A 16,130-nucleotide genomic window follows, 5' to 3' on the forward strand; every position below is an offset into this window, starting at 1 on the left:
CCGTGGCCGACTTGGGGAAAGTGGACCTGACCACGGTGCGCCGACTGGCCTCTGGCGACGGATGGCGCGTGAGCGAGATCCTCTGCCGCTCCGGCCCCAAGGATCCTGTCTTCGAGGAACAGCACACCTGGGTGTCCGTCTCCGCCGTCCTGTCCGGAAGCTTCACCTACCGCTCCCGGAACGGCCGCGTGCTGCTGACGCCCGGCTCGCTGCTGCTCGGGGAACAGCACACGTCCTTCTGCTGCGGCCACGAGCACGGCGTGGGCGACCGCTGCATCGCCTTCCACTTCAAACCCGAGCTCATGGAAGAGGTGGCCCGTGACCTGTCCGGGGTGACGCGCACCGACTTCCCCCGGCACCGGCTGCCGCCCCTCCAGCGGCTCGCACCACTCATCGCGGACGTCCAGTCGCTGGCCGAGCAGCCGGGCTCGCGAGGAGCGGAGGAGCTGGCGCTGCGGATGGCGGGCGCGGCGCTGAGCGGCATCCACGAGGGCACCACCCGCCCCATCGCCGCCACCGAGGAGCGCCGCATGACGGAAGCGCTCCGGTTGATGGAGACCCGGCTGGTGGAGCCCCTCTCCCTGGACGTGTTCGCGCAAGCGCTGGGCATGGGCCGCCACCACTTCCTGCGCACCTTCCGCAAGGTGGTGGGAGAGAGCCCCTACAGCTACATCCTGGGCCGCCGCCTGACCCTCGCCGCTGAACGTCTGCGGACGGACCGCGAGCGCATCGCGGACATCGCCTACGCGTGTGGATTTGGCGACCTGTCTGAATTTGTCCGCCGCTTCCGTAACCGCTTCGGCGTCACGCCGTCCGCGTACCGCGCCCGTGCTCGACCCGGGTCGAGCGGGACAGAGCGGGTCTAACCAGTCTCCTTGGAAATCCGCGTTCTCGATGCTATCGGGTCTGCGCAATTCTTCATCTGGATGAGGCACGGACCGCGTGGCGAATCATCGTGAGTGGGAGTTCGGAGCGCATCGCGCGTACTTCGAAGAGCCGGACCTGTTGGTGATGAAGTTCAACGGGCCCTCGAAGCTGGAGGACTCGAAGAAGGTGCTGGAGATCTGCCAGGAGGTGTCGAAGAAGGGACCGGTGTTCGTCATCTCCGACGTGTCCAACTCCAGCATCGACAAGGACTCGCGAGAGCTGCTGGTGGCGCAGGCGAAGGCCGAGTGGTTCCGCGGCCACGTCTACCTGGGCACGGGCCCGCTCCAGCGCGCGGGCGCCAAGGCGCTGATGCTCGCGCTCTACTTCACCGGCAAGTGGACGGTGGACGTGGACTTCGCGGACTCGGAGAAGGAAGCGCGCGAGCTCGTCGCGAAGAAGCGCGCCCAGCCTCCCAAGAAGTAGCCGTCTCCCCCGCGCCTCAGTGCCGCACGTCCAGCACGAGGCGCGTGGGGGTCGTCAGCTCCAGCACACGGAACGGGACCTGGCGCGCGGTGCCCAGCACCCACGTCACCTCGCCCTCGAAGTCGCACACGCGCTCCAGCCCCAGCAGGGACGGCAGCGCGGGCTTGAGCGAGCGCTGCGCCACCGTTGCCTGTCCCTGGTCGTCGTGCGCGCGCGCCAGCGTGAAGCGCGCCTCCAGCATGGCCTCTCCCGGCGTCTTCACGTCGTCGCCGGAGCCGCACTGCTGCGCTGACTTCACGTACCCCAACTGGTAGCCCGGCAGGCGCGGCCCGTCGAACTCGAACACCGTGCGGTCGTAGTCCGCGTGTGTCCCCGTGCGCACCGAGCGCAGCGTGATGGCGGGGGGCTCGCCGCGCGGCTTCTGGACCGTCGCCGTGGTCCACGCCGGGCTCTCGGAGTCTGGCGCCGCCTCCGCCGGGGACGCCGGCCTGCCCGCGTCCTGCTTCACGTCCAGCACCTGGTGCACCACCGGGGCGGTGGCGGCCGGTCCCTCGCGCGGCACGGTCTTGGCGGGCGGGGGCACGGCTGGCACGTCCATGGGGACGGTCTGGGGCTCCTGCTTCTGGCAGCCCTGGCCCAGCAGTCCCAACGCCACTCCCACCGCGTACATCCCCTGTCGCAGGCGCATCCGGTTCCTCCCGTCAAACCCCGTCAGCCGGGGACTTCCCGAGTCCTCGCACACCACGTGCCCCAGGACCATGGAAGATGCGCCTTCCCGGCGCCGTTGCGTATAGGGTCCGCCGGGCCGCGTCCCCCCGGCCCCCCTTCGTGCACTGGAGAGATCCGCACCATGGCCATTGACCTGACCTCCCTCCCGCGTCCCTCTCGCGATGACACCACCGTGAGCACCATGGTGCGTGGACTCGTGGGCAGCGAAATCCTCCGCATCGCGGCGGAGATTCGCGAGCTCGTGGCCAAGGGCAACAAGGTGTGCAACCTCACCGTGGGGGACTTCAACCCGAAGGAGTTCCCCATTCCGGACGGCCTGCGCGACCAGATTGGCGCCGCGCTCCAGGGCGGTGAGACGAACTACCCGCCGTCCGACGGCGTGCTGGACCTGCGCCAGGCCGTGCAGCGCTTCTACGAGCGCTCCCTGGGGCTGAAGTACCCGCTGGAGGGCATCACCATCGCGGGCGGCGCGCGCCCCGTCATCTACGCCATCTTCCGCGCGGTGCTCGACCCGGGGGACGTCGTCGTCTACCCGGTGCCGTCGTGGAACAACAACCACTACGCCCACATGCTGGGCGCGAAGAGCGTGGTGGTGACCACGGAGGCGTCCGCGGGCTTCATGCCCACGCTGGCGCAGTTGGAGCCGCACCTGTCCTCCGCGCGCCTGCTGTGCCTGTGCAGCCCGCTCAACCCCACCGGCACGATGATCGACCCGGAGGCCCTGCGCGCCATCTGCCAGCGCATCGTCGAGGAGAACCGCGCGCGCGAGGGCCGGGGCCAGAAGCCGCTCATCCTGATGTACGACCACATCTACTGGGTGCTGAACTTCGGCAAGAAGCACGTCACGCCCGTGGAGCTGGTGCCGGAGATGGCGCCGTACACCGTGTTCGTGGACGGCATCAGCAAGGCCTTCGCCGCCACCGGCGTGCGCGTGGGCTGGGGCGTGGGCGCGCCCACCCTCATCTCCCGCATGCGTGACGTGCTGGGCCACGTGGGCGCCTGGGCTCCCAAGGCCGAACAGCTCGCCACCGCGCGCTACCTGGACGACGTCCCCGCCACCGAGTCCTTCCTGACGGCGATGCGCCAGCGCGTCGACCAGCGCCTGGAGGCCCTCTACAAGGGCTTCCAGCGCATGAAGGACGCGGGCCTGCCGGTGGAGGCCATCGCGCCGCAGGGCGCCATCTACCTCACCGTGCGCTTCAACGTGGTGGGCAGGGACGGCCTCACCACCAATGACGCCATCCGCAAGCGGCTGCTGGAGAAGGCCCGCTTCGCCGTGGTGCCCTTCCAGGCGTTCGGCCTGGCGGAGGACACGGGCTGGTTCCGCCTCTCCGTGGGCGCCACCTCCGTCGCCGAAATCGAGGAGGCGCTGCCCCGCGTGGAGGCCACCGTGCGTGAAATCCTCTCGGCCCGGTAGCCACTTTCCTCCACAGGCTGGCAGGCAGGGAATAGCCTGCCAGCCGTGGCGTTGGGAGCGCCGCCAACATGCTCAAGCGCTTCGTGGACGTCCGTGACGAGGAGGTAGGGGCGGTCCTCGGGGCGTTCGTCTATTTCTTCACGCTGATGTGCGGCTACGCCATCCTGCGGCCCATCCGCAACGAGATGGGCACCGCCGGGGACGTGAAGCACCTGCCCTGGCTCTTCACCGTCACCTTCGTCGTGATGCTGCTGGCGGTGCCGGCCTTCTCCGCGCTGGTGGCGCGCTACCCCCGGCGGGTGGTGGTGCCGCGGGTCTACCGCTTCTTCCTCCTCAACCTGCTGGCCTTCTTCGCGCTGCTCAAATGGGGCGTGGCGAAGGAGGGCGTGGCGCGCGCCTTCTACGTCTGGCTGAGCGTCTACAACCTGTTCGTCGTCTCCATCTTCTGGAGCTTCATGGCGGACGTGTTCGCCAGCGACCAGGGCAAGCGGCTCTTCGGCTTCATCGCCGCGGGTGGCACCACGGGGATGATCGTCGGTCCGTTCCTGGTGGGCAGACTGGCGGAGCCGGTGGGGCCGGTGAACCTCATCCTCGTGTCCGCGGTGATGCTGGAGGTGAGCGCGCAGTGCGTGCGCCGCCTGGGCCACTGGGCGAGGGACGTGCAGCACCAGCCCGCCACGCGCGAGGGGCCGGTGGGCGGCGGGATGCTCGCGGGCTTGAGGCTCCTGGTGACGTCGCCGTTCCTGCTCGCGCTGGGGATGCAGGTGCTGCTGTACGCGGCGACCTCCACCTTCCTGTACTACCAGGAGGTGCAACTCGTCGCGTCCCTGGCGAAGGACGCGGCGTCGCGCACGGCGGCGTTCGCGGACATCGACTTCTGGGTGCAGGTGCTCACGCTGGGAATCCAGACGCTCGTCACCGGGCGGGTCATCTCGCGTCTGGGATTGGGCGTGGCGATGGCGGTGGCGCCGGTGCTGACCCTGGTGGGCTTTGGCGTGCTCGCGTTCGCGCCGGTGCTGGCGGTGCTGATTGCCGTCAAGTCGCTCCGGGGCGCGAGCCATTACGCACTGGAGCGCCCGTCGCGCGAAATCCTGTTCACCACGGTGGACCGCGAGGCCCGCTACAAGTCCAAGAGCTTCATCGACACGGTGGTGTACCGCGGCAGTGACACGCTGAGCGCGTGGCTGCAGGGCGGCCTCACCGCGCTGGGCCTGGGCATGACGGGCCTGTCGCTGGCGGCCGTGCCCGTGGCCGCGCTGTGGCTCGCGGTGGCCCTGTACCTGGCGCGCCAGCAGCGCACGCGCGCCGCTGAGACCCTTCCGCAGACGACCCTTCCTGGAGGAACCACGGCATGAAGCTGACCCGAAGAGGCGTGATTCAAGCAGCGGCCGCGCTGGGCGCGGTGCAGGTGTTGGGCTGTGCGTCGACCCCCAAGGCAGGCCCTGCATCGGGGGACGACAAGGGCGGTGATGCTCCGGGCAAGCCCCTGAACATCCTCATCCTGGGCGGCACCCGGTTCCTGGGCCCCGCGCTGGTGCAGGTGGCGCAGGCGCGTGGCCACACGCTCACGCTCTTCAACCGCGGCAAGTCCAACCCGGGCCTGTTCCCGGACGTGGAGAAGCTCCAGGGCGACCGCGACCCCAACAAGGGCGAAGGCCTGAAGGCGCTGGCGGGCCGCAAGTGGGACGCGGTCATCGACACGTCCGGCTACGTGCCGCGCATCGTGAAGGCGTCCGCGGAGCTGCTCGCGCCCAACGTGGGCCAGTACGTCTTCATCTCCAGCGTGTCCGTCTACAAGGAGATGACGAAGAAGGACCTCAACGAGTCCGACGCCGTGGGCACCATCCCGGATGAGACCACGGAGGAGGTGGGCGAGACGAGCTACGGCCCGCTCAAGGCGCTCTGCGAGAAGGCCGCGGAGACCGCGCTGCCCGGCCGCACGCTCAACATCCGCCCCGGCCTCATCGTGGGCCCGGATGACGGCTCCGACCGCTTCACCTACTGGCCGCTGCGCGTGGCCAAGGGCGGCGAGGTGCTGGCCCCCGGCGACGGCGAGGATCCGGTGCAGATCATCGACGCGCGCGACCTGGCCGCGTTCATCATCCGGAACGTGGAGCGCCGCACCACGGGCATCTTCAACGTCACCGGCCCGGTCCAGCCCATGAACATGAAGGGCATGCTGGAGGACATCCAGAAGACCACCGGGAGCGACGCGCGCTTCACCTGGGTGGACAGCGCGTTCCTGGAGCAGCAGAAGGTGACGGCCTTCGGGGACATGCCCGCGTGGGTGCCGCGCACCGGGCCGGAGAGCGGCATCGGCGCGGTGAGCATCGCCAAAGCGACGCAGGCGGGGCTCGCCACCCGGCCGCTCGCGGACACCGTGCGCGACACGCTGACCTGGTTCCATGCGCTGCCGGCGGACCGCCAGGAGAAGCTGCGCTCGGGCCTGTCCGCGGAACGTGAGAAGGAGGTGCTCGCGGCCTGGCATCAGGCGAAGGGCACCGCGAAGGCGGGCTGAGCCGCCGCGTTCTGACTCCGGATGCCTGGCCGTGGAGCGGCCGGGCATCCGTCCTTGAGCCGGCAGGCAGGCGAGGAACACGCGGTGCTGGCCGGGCGCGTCATGCGTCCGCACCTTGTCCGCCATGGAACGCGACCGGGACAGCAGGCATCACGTGGTCATCGTGGGGGCGGGCTTCGGCGGGCTGGAGGCCGCGAAGGCCCTGGGCAAGGCGGACAACGTGCGGGTGACGGTGGTGGACCGCTACAACCACCACCTCTTCCAGCCGCTGCTCTACCAGGTGGCGACCTCGGTGCTGAACACCGCGGACATCTCCGCGCCCATCCGCAGCGTGCTGCACTCGCGCAACACGGAGGTGCTGCTGGCGGATGCGAAGTCGGTGGACGCGCGCCGCAAGGTGCTCGTCGTGGAGGGCGGGGAGATTCCCTACGACTCGCTGGTGCTGGCCACGGGCGCGTCGCACTCGTACTTCAAGCACCCGGAGTGGGCGGACGTGGCGCCGGGCCTGAAGACGCTGGACGACGCCGTGCGCATCCGCGAGCGCATCCTGACGGCCTTCGAGGCCGCGGAGCGCGAGCCCGACCCTGAGCGCCAGCGCGAGTGGATGACCTTCGTCATCATCGGCGCGGGGCCCACGGGCGTGGAGCTGGCGGGGGCGCTCGCGTACATGACGCGGCACTCGCTGCCGAAGGACTTCCGGCGCATCGACACGCGCCAGGCGCGCGTCGTCCTGTTGGAAGGCCTGCCGCGCGTGCTGAGCGCCTACTCGGAGGACCTGTCGGAGGCCGCGAAGCGCGACCTGGAGAAGCTGCACGTCGAGGTGCGCACCGGGGCCCTGGTGACGGACCTGGACGCGGAGAGCGTCACGTTCGGTGACGAGCGCATCGCCACGCGCACGGTGCTGTGGGGCGCGGGGGTGGCGGCGTCGCCGCTGGTGCGCTCGTTGGAGGTGCCGCTGGACCGCGCGGGGCGGGTGAAGGTGTCTCCGCTGCTCACGGCGCCGGGCCTGGAGGACGTGTATGTGATTGGCGACGTGGCGGCGGTGGAGCAGCACGGCAAGCCCGTGCCGGGCATCGCGCCGGCGGCGATGCAGATGGGGCGGCACGCGGCGAAGACCATCCGCGACCGTCTGGCGAACAAGCCGCTGCGCGCGTTCCGCTACCACGACAAGGGCAGCTTCGCGGTGATTGGCCGCGGCTACGCGGTGGGCGTGCTCTTCGACAAGTGGCGCATGAAGGGGCTGCCCGCGTGGTGCGTCTGGGCGGGCGTGCACATCGCCTACCTCATCGGCTTCCGCAACCGGCTCTTCGTGATGCTGAACTGGGCCTACACGTTCTTCACCCAGGGAGGCCGGAACATGCGGCTCATCACCCACAACGTGTCCAAGCGCATGCCCGCCCTGGCTCCGCCCCGCCAGGCGCCCGCCCTGCCTCCCCCCGCGCGTGCGGAGCTCCCGGCGTCGCAGCCCGCTCCGGTGCACTGAGGCCGGAAGACCTGGGACGTGGTGCGCAAAGTCGCCCCGGTGCCTGCTGGCGCCGGGGCGATTTCCGTTTTGATCGGACCCATCGTTTCTTCTGGCGCGAGCTCCGGGCCCCCTGGTGGGGAGGCGGGCGTGACGGAGCGGGACAGGGGGGCCCTGGCCATGTCAGCCTCTCGCGATAGGGAAGGGTAGGAACGCGCATGGTGGGGGGCCCGACCCCGCGGGTGGGCGTTCAGGGGCGGGGAGGGGACAGGTCATGAGGTGGGATGAGATGGGCGAGTCGCCCGGATGGGACAGGTCGGTGTCGCGGGACGCGAGCGTGGACGGTGGGTCGGCTCGCGGTGGGCGGGGCTCCGTCCTCGCGGTCGTGGCGGAGAAGCCCGCCGTGGCGCGCGACATCGCCCGGGTGCTCGGCGCCACCGAGCGCGGCGAGGGCTTCCTTCGCGGCAACGGCTACGTCGTGACGTGGGCCATTGGCCACCTGGTGGGCCTGGACCCAGCCGCATGAGATTCGCCCCGAGTGGAAGAAGTGGCACCGCTCGCAGCTGCCCATGTTTCCGGGGGACTGGCCGCTGGTGGTGTCGGACTCCACGAAGGGGCAGTTCGAGGTCGTCCGCCGGGTGATGAACGCGCCGGAGGTGTCCGCCGTGGTGTGCGCCACGGACGCCGGGCGCGAGGGCGAGCTCATCTTCCGGTACATCTACGACGCCGCCGGGTGCCGCAAGCCGGTGCGGCGGCTGTGGGTGTCGTCGCTCACCGAGCGCGCCATCCGCGACGGCTTCCAGCACCTCAAGGACGGCAAGGCCTACGCGCCGCTGGCCGCCGCCGCCATGGGGCGCAGCCGCGCGGACTGGCTCGTGGGCATGAACCTGTCTCGCCTCTACACGCTGGCGAGCGGCACCTACGGCAACATGCTGTCCGTGGGGCGCGTGCAGACGCCCACGCTGGCCATGGTGGTGGAGCGCGAGCTGGCCATCCGCGACTTCGTGCCCCGGGACTACCTGGAGGTCGTGGCCACCTTCTCGCCTCGCGGCAAGGGCGCGCCCGTGGGGGCCCGCTACCAGGGCACGTGGTTCCGCTCGGGGCCGGACGGCAAGCCGGTGATTCCGCCGGGCTACGAGTCCGTGCGCGAGGCGCGCCGGCTGGACGCGGACGGCGTGGAGGCGGGCCGTGTCATCGACCGCGTGCGCAGCGGCAACGCGGTGGTGGAGTCGCTGGACGCGGAGACCAAGCGGATGGCTCCGCCGCTGCTCTACGACCTCACGGAGCTCCAGCGCCACGCGAACCGGCTCTACGGCTTCAGCGCGCAGCGCACGTTGGAGGTCGCGCAGGCGCTCTATGAGAAGCACAAGCTCTTGAGCTACCCGCGCACCGCGAGCCGGCACCTGTCGGAGACGGTGGCGGACACGCTGCCGGAGGTGGTGCGCGCCATCGAGGCTCCGTACCGGGAGGACCTGGCGCCGGGCACGGGCGAGCGCCCGCTGGGCAAGCGCTACGTGGACGACTCGAAGGTGACGGACCACCACGCCATCATCCCCACGCCCATGCCGGCGTCCGGCGTGCGGCTGTCTCCGGACGAGCAGCGCCTCTATGACCTGGTGTGCCGGCGCCTGCTCCAGGCGTGGCACGAGGACCACGTCTGGAAGGTGACCACGGTCATCACCGCGGTGACGTCGAAGGGGGACGCGGGGCCGGTGGTCGACCGCTTCCACAGCGCGGGCACGCAGGTGGAGAAGGTGGGCTGGAAGGTCCTGGACGTGGGGGGCGGGCAGAAGGCGCCGCGCCTCAAGTCGGAGGGCAAGAAGGGCGCGGACAAGGACAAGGAGGAGGAGCCGGACGACGAGCCGCAGGACCTGCCTTCGGGGCTCGCGCGCGGACAGGCGCAGACGGTGGAGGACGTGGAGGCGGTGAAGAAGCGCACGCGTCCGCCGCCGCGCTTCACGGAGGCCACGCTCCTGACGGCGATGGAGTCCGCGGGGCGCACGCTGGATGAGAAGGAGTTGGTGGACGCGATGCGCGACACGGGGCTGGGCACGCCCGCCACGCGCGCCGCGACCATCGAGCTGCTGCTCGAGCGCGAGTATCTGACCCGCGAGGGCAAGCGCCTGGTGGCCACGGACAAGGGCATCCACCTCATCCAGGTGGTGCACCCGGACGTGAAGTCCCCCGTGATGACGGGGCAGTGGGAGGCGTGGCTCCAGCGCATCGAGCGCGGGCAGGGCGCACTGGATGCGTTCATGAGCGGCATCGAGGCGTATGTGCGGGAGGTCGTGGGCCAGGCGCCCACGTCGCTGCCGCCCACGCCGGTGGCGGGCCCGGGGCCCCGGAACGAGGCCGCAGGCGCACGCTTCGAAGCCACAAGGCCGCATCCCGCGAAGGCGCCCGCCGAGGAGCTGTTCCGGACCCGTGAGGCCGCGAACGCCACTGTGCAGGCCGCGGCCCGCGCCCACTCCGCGCGCAATGAAGTCGGTGCCTCCGCGAGCATGGCGGGAGATGGCTCCCGCGCCTTCGGCCCTGGCGCAGGAGGCGACGCACGTCACACCGCAGGCACCTCCGCCAGCGGTGCCCACGGTGGCGCGGCCCATTTCGGTGATGCCCGTCACGCGGAAGCTTCCACCCACGGCGCCTCCGGCGGAGCGACCCACTTCGGTGACGCACGTCACGCGGGGGCTTCTGCCCACGGTGCCTCCGGCGGCGCGACCCACCCCGGTGATGCACGTCACACGGGGGCTTCTGCCCACGGTGCCTCCGGCGGCGCGACCCACCCCGGTGATGCACGTCACGCGGGGCTTTCTGCCCACGGCTCCTACGGCGGCGTGGCTCACCTCGGCGATGCCCGTCACGCGGGGGCTTCTGCCCACGGTGCCTCTGGTGGAGCCGACGTTCACGGTTCCTCGCGTTTCGCGACGGGCGCTCCGGGGCACGGCCTTCACGGTGGAGCCGAACAGGCCGCGTCGCCGCGTGTGCAGGACCGGCCTCCCAACATCCCGTCCGCGGAGGTGCGCACCGCCTTCGTGCAGACCTCCTCCGAGGGCTTCGGCCGGGCCAAGCGTCAGCCCCAGACCGTGAACATGGGCAGCACCCGGCCGGAGCGCGTGCACCGCCCTCCCACGCCTCCGGACAAGCTGCGCGGACTCCTCAAGGAGGCCTTCGGCTTCAACGACTTCCGCCCGTACCAGGAAGAGGTCTGCCGCGCGGCCACGTCCGGCGAGGACCTGCTGCTGGTGATGCCCACAGGCGCGGGCAAGTCCCTCTGCTACCAGCTCCCGGGCCTCGCTCGCGCGGGCACCACCGTCGTCGTCAGCCCGCTCATCGCGCTGATGGAGGACCAGGTGCTGCGGCTCCAGTCGCTGGGCTTCGCCGCGGACCGCATCCACTCCGGCCGCGACCGGGCCACCTCCCGGCAGGTCTGCGCCGAGTACCTTGAAGGGCGCCTGGACTTCCTCTTCATCGCCCCGGAGCGCCTGGGCGTCCCCGGCTTCGTGGAGCTGCTCGCCCGCCGCACGCCCTCGCTCATCGCCATCGACGAGGCGCACTGCATCTCGCAGTGGGGCCACGACTTCCGTCCGGACTACCGGCTCCTGGGCTCGCGCCTGCCGCTGTTGCGTCCCGCCCCCGTGGTGGCGCTCACCGCCACCGCCACGCCGGACGTGCAGAAGGACATCGTCCAGCAACTGGGCCTGCGGGGCTCACGCGGCGGCGCCGCGCACACCTTCATCCACGGCTTCCGCCGCACCAACATCGCCATCGAGGTGCGCGAGCTCAATCCGGGCGCCCGCGGCGACGCCATCCTGTCGCTGCTCAAGAACCCGGAGCACCGGCCCGCCATCGTCTACGCGTCCACGCGCAAGCACGCGGAGCAGTACGCGGACCTGCTCGCGCACGACTTCCACACCGCGCCGTACCACGCGGGCCTCCAGCCGTCGGAGCGCGACCGCATCCAGGCCGCCTTCCTCAAGGGACACCTGGAGGTCATCGTCGCCACGACCGCGTTCGGCATGGGCATCGACAAGCCGGACGTGCGCACCGTCATCCACGCGGCGCTGCCCGCGAGCCTGGAGGGCTACTACCAGGAGCTGGGCCGCGCGGGCCGCGACGGCAAGGACTCGCGCGCGGTGCTGCTCCACGCCTTCGTGGACCGGCGCACCCACGAGTTCTTCCACCGCCGCGACTACCCGGACCCCTCCGTCCTGGAACGCATCTACCAGGCCACCTCCAACGAGCTGGAGCCCAAGGCCTCCATCCAGGCCCGCGTGCGCGGCGACCCGGAAATCTTCGACAAGGCCCTGGAGCAACTGTGGATCCACGGCGGCGTGGAGATGACTCCGGACGAGGACGTGCGGCGCGGCCGCGCGGGCTGGGCCGTGGCGTACATCGCGCAGCGCGAGCGCAAGCAGCTCCACCTGGAGCAGATGGGCCGGTACGCGGAGGCGCATGACTGCCGCATGCGCCACCTGGTCGCGCACTTCGGTGACGTGCAGGACTCCGGCGCCGCCTGCGGCCTGTGCGACGTCTGCGCCCCCGAGTCCTGCGAGGTGGTCCGCTTCGAGGAGCCCTCCGCCCTGGAGGCCCACGCGCTGGGCCGCATCCTGGAGGCCCTCCACGCCCGCGACGGCCAGGCCACCGGACGGCTCCACCGGGAGCTCTTCGGGGAGCAGCTCCACCGCCGCGACTTCGAGCGGCTCGTGGGCGGACTGGTGCGCGCGGGGCTGGTGCGCCTGGAGTCGGACTCGTTCGACAAGGACGGCCAGGTCATCCAGTTCCAGCGGCTGGCCCTCACGGACACCGGCCGCCGCGCCCGCGTCATCGCCCCCGGACAGGTCGTGCTCCCCCAGGCGCGCGAGGTGCCCTCCAAGAAGCGCAAGGGCCGCACGGCCGCCGGTGGCACCAAGCGCACGTCCCGCAAGCGCGCCGCCTCCAGCGCGGAGGGCACGTCTCGGGGGCGCGGCAAGAGCCGCCGGGGCGCCTCGGACGACTTCAGCCAGGAGTCCTTCCCCTCCGACGCTCCCCTGGCCCGGAGCGGCTGGAAGGCGCGCGCCACGCCGGAGTCGTCGCCAGGCCGGGGGGCCCGTGCCTCCTGGAACGCGTCCCGCAGCGCGCCGCCGGACTTCGACCTGCCTCCGGCGTCCCCGGCCCTGGTGGCCACCCTCAAGGAGTGGCGCCTCACCGAGGCCCGCAAGCGCAAGGTGCCCGCCTTCCGCATCCTCACCGACCGCGTGCTGGACGCCATCGCCAGCGCAAGGCCCTCCAGCGGGGCGGAGCTGATGTCCATCCACGGCGTGGGCCCGACCCTCGCGGAGCGCTACGGACCGCAGATCCTCTCGCTCGTGTCCCGCCGACGCTGACGGCAGGCGGATCCGCGTGTCACCCGGCGGACAGGGGCGCGTGGATCCGCCCGTCCAGGGCACTCCAAGGGCAGCGGCGTCCGCCTCGAACCGCCTGACAAGGGAACGCCTTTTCCTGGGCCGCAGGCGCGGGGGGCTACCGGCCAGGCGTGAAGCTTGTTTCCCAAGCTTGTAGGCAAAAGTCCGGGTGCCACCTTCTCGTCCACACGCGCAATGGGAGCGGCGTGAGGGGTCCAAGGGGGCGCGCAATGGAGCTGGGTTTCGAGACGATTGGCAACGCCACACTCATCTGTCACGACAACGGACCGGTGCTGGTGACCGACCCCTGGACGGACGGGGACGCGTACTTCGGAAGCTGGACGCTGTCCCACGAGATTCCGGAGGAGCAGCGCCAGTCCATCCTGGACTGCCCCTACGTGTGGCTGTCCCACGGCCACCCGGACCACCTGAGCATGGCGTCGCTGGAGAAGCTCCGTGAGCGCACGCTGCTGGTCCCCAACCACGTCGGCGGCCGCATCCGCGACGACCTGCGCGAGGCGGGCTTCAAGGTCCAGGTGCTCCAGGACCGGCAGTGGACGCGCCTGTCCCCGCGCATCCGCGTGCTGTGCATCCCGGACGTGAACCAGGACGCGGTGCTGCTCGTGGAGGTGGGCGGCCGGCTCATCGTCAACCTCAACGACGCCGGTGACCGCGGCCAGGGCCGCTTCGTGCGCCGGGTCATCAAGGAGTACAGCGAGACGTACCTCCTGGCCCTGTCCGGCTATGGCGACGCGGACATGATGAACTTCTTCACCGAGGACGGGCGCCGCATCCTCCCGTACGCGGCGGCGAAGACGCCCGTGGGACAGACCATCGCGCGCATGGCGGAGACGTACGGCGTGCGCTACTTCGTCCCCTTCAGCTCCATGCACAAGTACCAGCGCTCCGACAGCGTCTGGTGCTCCGAGTACACCACCACGCTGCCGGACTACGCGCGGGGCTTCGCCTCCGACACCTGCGAGATGCTCCCGGCCTTCCTGCGCCACGACTTCACCAACGACTCCTCCGTCTCCATCAACCCGAAGGAGCGCGCCATCAGGCCGGTGGACTCCAAGGAGTTCGGGGACGACTGGAGCGAGCGCCTGGAGGCGGACGAGGTGAAGCAGCTGGAGCAGTACTTCCGCGCCGTCGAGCACCTGGGCACGGTGATGGACTTCCTGCGCTTCCGCGTGGGCGGCCAGGAGCACGTCATCGAGTTCAACAAGCGCCGCTTCCACAAGGGCATCACCTTCGAGGCGCCCCGCAACTCGCTGATGACCGCCGTGAAGTACCAGGTGTTCGACGACCTGCTCATCGGCAACTTCATGAAGACCACCGTGCACGGCGGCTTCGGCAAGGGCAGCCTCTACCCGGACTTCAGCCCCTTCGTGGCCAAGTACGCGGACAACGGCAAGGCCCGCACGGCGGCGGAGCTGCGCAACTACTTCAACGAGTACCGGAGCCGCGACATGGTGGGCTACCTGCGCCACCAGCTGGATGCCCACTGCGTGCGCCCCCTCCAGATTCAGTCCGCGGAGTTGCTGCGCACCCTGCTGCCCCCGGGCTCCAACACCTTCCGCATGGCCAAGGAGACCTACTGGAAGATGCGCCGCGCCATCCTCTAGGGATTCCCTGGAAAGCCCCGGGCGGTCTGACCGGAATCAGGACACCTTGCTGTCGCTTTCCCGGACAGCGAAGGCCGCCTGCGAAAAGCCTAGTCTTTCAGAAGACTTGGGATTGTAAACGTCACGTGAAGTGACGGTTGACGTGGGGAGGGCTGGAGCGGGAGCGCTCCAGCTATCCCCGCGTTTCCTGTTTTTCTCCTGGGAAGGGCCGTTGGCCCGACAGTTGCTCAATGGCCCGGCGCGCGGCGGACAGCGACTGGTGGGAAGACCAGCCGGTGGCCGCGCATCCCTCGAAGCACCCAGGAAGAGTTCCCAATGCTCAAGTTCCGCTCTGTTGCGATGCTGGCTGGCGTGTCCCTGACGCTCGGCGCGTGCGGTGGCCCCGAGTCCGCGCAGGAGTCCGAGGTCAAGCCGACGTGGGAGGAGTTCCAGGCGAACGCCTACCGTGAGCCGTGGGAGGGCGGGAAGATCATCGTCAACGGTGACGAGGCCCTGGAGTCCGAGGAGGAGCTGAAGGCCTACTTCCACAACGTCGTCGAGGCGCAGCTGGGCAAGTCCCAGGACGGCCTGGCCGTGTACTACATCGGCGGCGACATCAAGTGGAACAGCACGCAGAAGCTGAACCTCACGTACTGCATCAGCAACAACTTCGGCACCAACAAGACGAAGATGGTGAACGCGATGGCGAGCGCGACGGCGGCCTGGGAGGCCACCGCGAGCGTCAACTTCACCTACCTGTCCCAGTACGACGCGTCCTGCACCGCGTCCCAGACGGGCGTGCTGTTCGACATCCGTCCGGTGTCGGGCCAGTCCTACGTGGCGCGCGCGTTCTTCCCGAACTCCAGCCGCTCGGGCCGCAACGTGCTGGTGGACAGCAGCGCCTTCGGCAACCTGTCGCCCTGGACCCTGACGGGCATCCTGCGCCACGAGCTGGGCCACACGCTGGGCTTCCGTCACGAGCACACCCGCTCCACGGCGAGCGGCTGCTACGAGGACAGCCAGTGGCGCGCGCTGACCTCCACCTACGACCGTTCCTCCGTCATGCACTACCCGCAGTGCAACGGCACCCAGACGGGCGACCTCGTGCTGACGACCCTGGACAAGCAGGGCGCCCGCGCGCTGTACCCGTGAGCTGAGCTTCACGCTTGAGGGGGCAGGGGCCGGTGGGAGCGTCTTCGCGACGCGCCCGTCGGCCTCGTGCCGTTTCTGGTGGCGGCTAGAAGCGGGCGGAGACCTCGTCGGCCTCCGTGGGGCGCTCGAAGAAGATGAGCGTCTTGCCGCCGCGCTCGCCAATCTCCAGGCACTCCAGCGCGCCCGTGTCTCCGTCCAGCTCCGCGTAGACGTGGTCCGGTTCGAGGATGCGGTGGGTGATGCGCCCGTCCTCGCGGCCCACGATGATCTGCACGGCGCCGGAGTCGCTGCCCTTCCTCTCCAGGGAGATGTCCACCAGGGGCAGGCGGTCGGCGAGCGGCTGGTCGCCCGTCTCCGCGTCAATGGACTCCACGCGCACCCACTGGGTGGCGTCCTGCTTGCTGATGCCGGCGAGGTAGCTCGCCCACTGCTCCCGGGGGATTTCCTGGTTGATGTGTGCCATGGGTCCGCCTCCGCGGCTGTCGTGTGCCTCAACCGTAAGGCGTCTGACTCGCGG

Annotated in this window: 10 protein-coding genes and 1 pseudogene; 9 read left to right on the forward strand and 2 right to left on the reverse strand. The window is 70.3% G+C overall.

The features are described 5' to 3' along the window. Positions 1-2 precede the first annotated feature (2 nt). Both ACX114_RS02435 and ACX114_RS02440 read left to right on the forward strand, forming a co-directional pair. A complete protein-coding gene (locus ACX114_RS02435; protein WP_459294307.1) occupies positions 3-866 on the forward strand; it encodes a helix-turn-helix domain-containing protein in 864 nt (287 codons plus the stop codon). A gap of 76 nt (positions 867-942) precedes the next feature. Continuing rightward, the gene (locus ACX114_RS02440) at positions 943-1,350 is read left to right on the forward strand and encodes a hypothetical protein (protein ID WP_459294309.1); all 408 of its coding nucleotides are present in this window, start codon (positions 943-945) and stop codon (positions 1,348-1,350) included. Positions 1,351-1,366: 16 nt separating this feature from the next. Here ACX114_RS02440 and ACX114_RS02445 read toward each other — a convergent pair whose 3' ends face one another. Beyond that, positions 1,367-2,038 carry an AMIN-like domain-containing (lipo)protein gene (locus ACX114_RS02445; RefSeq protein WP_459294311.1) on the reverse strand — a complete coding sequence of 224 codons (672 nt, stop codon included), beginning with the start codon at positions 2,036-2,038 and terminating at the stop codon, positions 1,367-1,369. Between the two features lie 162 nt (positions 2,039-2,200). Here ACX114_RS02445 and ACX114_RS02450 point away from each other — a divergent pair, with 162 nt between their 5' ends. The 7 genes and pseudogenes from ACX114_RS02450 (at position 2,201) to ACX114_RS02480 (ending at position 15,613) form a co-directional block, all read left to right on the forward strand. Beyond that, positions 2,201-3,496 carry a pyridoxal phosphate-dependent aminotransferase gene (locus tag ACX114_RS02450; RefSeq protein WP_459294313.1) on the forward strand — a complete coding sequence of 432 codons (1,296 nt, stop codon included), beginning with the start codon at positions 2,201-2,203 and terminating at the stop codon, positions 3,494-3,496. Between the two features lie 68 nt (positions 3,497-3,564). Beyond that, entirely contained in the window at positions 3,565-4,851 is a 1,287-nt protein-coding gene (locus ACX114_RS02455) for an NTP/NDP exchange transporter (protein WP_459294315.1), read from the forward strand. Next, a complete protein-coding gene (locus ACX114_RS02460) occupies positions 4,848-6,014 on the forward strand; it encodes an NAD-dependent epimerase/dehydratase family protein (protein WP_459294317.1) in 1,167 nt (388 codons plus the stop codon). Before ACX114_RS02455 ends, ACX114_RS02460 begins: the two co-directional genes overlap by 4 nt. 124 nt (positions 6,015-6,138) lie before the next feature. Next, positions 6,139-7,497: an NAD(P)/FAD-dependent oxidoreductase gene (locus tag ACX114_RS02465; protein ID WP_459300047.1), complete on the forward strand. Its 1,359-nt coding sequence runs from the start codon at positions 6,139-6,141 to the stop codon at positions 7,495-7,497. Between the two features lie 268 nt (positions 7,498-7,765). Further along, positions 7,766-12,839 (forward strand): annotated as a pseudogene (locus ACX114_RS02470) (DNA topoisomerase 3). Positions 12,840-13,087: 248 nt separating this feature from the next. Further along, entirely contained in the window at positions 13,088-14,482 is a 1,395-nt protein-coding gene (locus ACX114_RS02475; RefSeq protein WP_459294319.1) for an MBL fold metallo-hydrolase, read from the forward strand. A 315-nt stretch (positions 14,483-14,797) separates the two neighbouring features. Beyond that, on the forward strand, positions 14,798-15,613 hold the full coding sequence (locus tag ACX114_RS02480; RefSeq protein WP_459294321.1) for a matrixin family metalloprotease: 816 nt from the start codon (positions 14,798-14,800) through the stop codon (positions 15,611-15,613). Between the two features lie 85 nt (positions 15,614-15,698). Here the strand turns inward: ACX114_RS02480 and ACX114_RS02485 are convergent, their stop codons facing one another. Then, positions 15,699-16,076 carry a DUF5335 family protein gene (locus ACX114_RS02485; RefSeq protein WP_459294323.1) on the reverse strand — a complete coding sequence of 126 codons (378 nt, stop codon included), beginning with the start codon at positions 16,074-16,076 and terminating at the stop codon, positions 15,699-15,701. Positions 16,077-16,130: the final 54 nt, after the last annotated feature.

It is taken from the genome of Corallococcus sp. M7 (genome assembly GCF_054512695.1).

Excerpts from the sequence above, each read along its gene's own strand:
- ACX114_RS02445 (WP_459294311.1), bottom strand. The coding sequence starts at position 2,038 with ATGCGCCTGCGACAGGGGATGTACGCGGTGGGAGTGGCGTTGGGACTG.
- ACX114_RS02450 (WP_459294313.1), top strand. The coding sequence starts at position 2,201 with ATGGCCATTGACCTGACCTCCCTCCCGCGTCCCTCTCGCGATGACACC.
- ACX114_RS02455 (WP_459294315.1), top strand. The coding sequence starts at position 3,565 with ATGCTCAAGCGCTTCGTGGACGTCCGTGACGAGGAGGTAGGGGCGGTC.
- ACX114_RS02460 (WP_459294317.1), top strand. The coding sequence starts at position 4,848 with ATGAAGCTGACCCGAAGAGGCGTGATTCAAGCAGCGGCCGCGCTGGGC.
- ACX114_RS02465 (WP_459300047.1), top strand. The coding sequence starts at position 6,139 with ATGGAACGCGACCGGGACAGCAGGCATCACGTGGTCATCGTGGGGGCG.
- ACX114_RS02475 (WP_459294319.1), top strand. The coding sequence starts at position 13,088 with ATGGAGCTGGGTTTCGAGACGATTGGCAACGCCACACTCATCTGTCAC.
- ACX114_RS02480 (WP_459294321.1), top strand. The coding sequence starts at position 14,798 with ATGCTCAAGTTCCGCTCTGTTGCGATGCTGGCTGGCGTGTCCCTGACG.
- ACX114_RS02485 (WP_459294323.1), bottom strand. The coding sequence starts at position 16,076 with ATGGCACACATCAACCAGGAAATCCCCCGGGAGCAGTGGGCGAGCTAC.